The 1280-nt window shown below is 68.0% G+C and carries 1 protein-coding gene; it reads left to right on the forward strand.

From position 1 onward, the window contains the following. Positions 1-169 precede the first annotated feature (169 nt). On the forward strand, positions 170-1261 hold the full coding sequence (locus G6024_RS00615) for an IS110 family RNA-guided transposase (protein ID WP_187699930.1): 1092 nt from the start codon (positions 170-172) through the stop codon (positions 1259-1261). Positions 1262-1280 lie beyond the last annotated feature (19 nt).

Here is a 1280-nt window from a genome sequence, read left to right on the forward strand (position 1 = left end):
CTAGAAGCGGATTTGTCGGCCCGCTCGGGGGATCGCTACGCACGCGACCGGACGGGCGTTTGTGACCTCATAGGAGCTTGGTTCAGAAGCCCCGCCACTGTCTTGTCCGCCCGCCTGGCCGGCGCGTGCTGCCCCACCGGGATCAACGAGAAAGGCAGCAGTGACCATGATGTCCGATCAGCACGTGCATGTCATCGCCGGAGTGGATACGCATGGCCAGACCCATCACGCGGCGGTGATCGACTCCCTCGGGCGGCATCTGGCCGACCGAGAGTTCCCGGCCACGGGTTCCGGGTACCGGCAGCTACTTTCATGGCTCGGCGGCCACGGCACCGTGCAGGCCGTTGGGGTCGAGGGCACCGGAGCCTACGGCGCCGAGCTGTCTCGGGTGCTGGCCCGGGCCGGACTACCGGTGGTCGAAGTCGACCGACCCGACCGCAAGACCCGGCGGATGAAGGGCAAGTCCGACCCGATAGACGCCTATGCCGCTGCTACCGCGGTCGCCTCCGGGCGTGCCACTGGCGTGCCGAAGACCCGCGACGGGATCGTGGAGGCCGTCCGGGCCTTGCGTGTGCCTCGGCGCTCCGCGGTCAAGGCCCGCACCCAAGCGATCAACCAGGCCAGGCAGCTGGTGATCACCGCTCCGGAGGAATTGCGAGCCCAGTTGCGTGGCCTGCCCGCCCGCGAGCTGGCCGCAGTCTGCGCCCGGTTCCGTCCCAGCGACCTCGCTAGTCCCCTCGGCGCGACCAAGGCGGCACTACGCATTCTGAGCCGCCGGATCCTGGCACTGAGTGAGGAGATCGCCGACCTCGACGTCGAGCTAAAAGCCCTGACCGCGCAGACGGCTCCGACCCTGATGAACCGCATGGGCGTGGGACCTGACGTCGCCGGGCAGCTTCTGGCCACCGCGGGCGACAACCCAGACAGGCTGCGCTCCGAAGCGGCGTTCGCGCACCTGTGCGGCGTGGCCCCGATCCCTGCCTCTTCAGGACGACGAGACCGACACCGACTCAACCGCGGTGGCGACCGGGCCGCGAACCACGCCCTGCATACCATCGCACTGAGCCGCATGCGATGGGACGAACGCACCCGCTCATACGTTGACCGACGAACCGCGCAAGGCCTGTCCAAGAAAGACATCATGCGCTGCCTCAAACGCCACATCGCGCGCGAGATCTACCATGCCCTGATCAACGACCTACAGGCTCGCGACCCCGCCACCAAAGCACCGACCACCGCCGACCTCGCCAAAGCCGCTTGACATCCATAGGAGCATCCGC

Origin of the sequence: Dietzia maris, assembly GCF_014144855.1 — a bacterium.
Classification (GTDB): domain Bacteria; phylum Actinomycetota; class Actinomycetes; order Mycobacteriales; family Mycobacteriaceae; genus Dietzia; species Dietzia kunjamensis.

Coding starts and splice junctions, on each gene's coding strand:
- G6024_RS00615 (WP_187699930.1), top strand. CDS start 170: ATGTCCGATCAGCACGTGCATGTCATCGCCGGAGTGGATACGCATGGC.